At 56.1% G+C, this 237-nt stretch carries 1 protein-coding gene; it reads left to right on the plus strand.

Annotation, left to right across the window (positions count from 1 at the left end; all coding sequences use genetic code 11):
• Positions 1-237: PfkB family carbohydrate kinase (locus CF394_RS00105; protein WP_243370554.1), on the plus strand; the 237-nt coding region annotated here is incomplete at both ends.

Consider the following 237-nt stretch of genomic DNA (forward strand, 5'->3'; position numbering starts at 1 on the left):
GGCTGAAACTGCGATCATCAAGCTTGGTTCAAAAGGCGCCTATTATGCCGGCGGGAACGAAAGCGGCTATGCGGAAGGCTATCAGATTAAGGCAGCAGCGGATCCCGTGGGTGCCGGAGACGGCTTTGCGGCCGGCGTATTATCGGGTTTGATTGATCAAATTCCGCTTTCAGAAGCTGTCAAACGGGGCTGTGCCGTCGGCGCCATGGTAGCGGCGGTAAACGGTGATATTGAAGG

Origin of the sequence: Tetzosporium hominis, from assembly GCF_002265435.1 — a bacterium.
Lineage (GTDB): Bacteria > Bacillota > Bacilli > Bacillales_A > Planococcaceae > Chryseomicrobium > Chryseomicrobium hominis.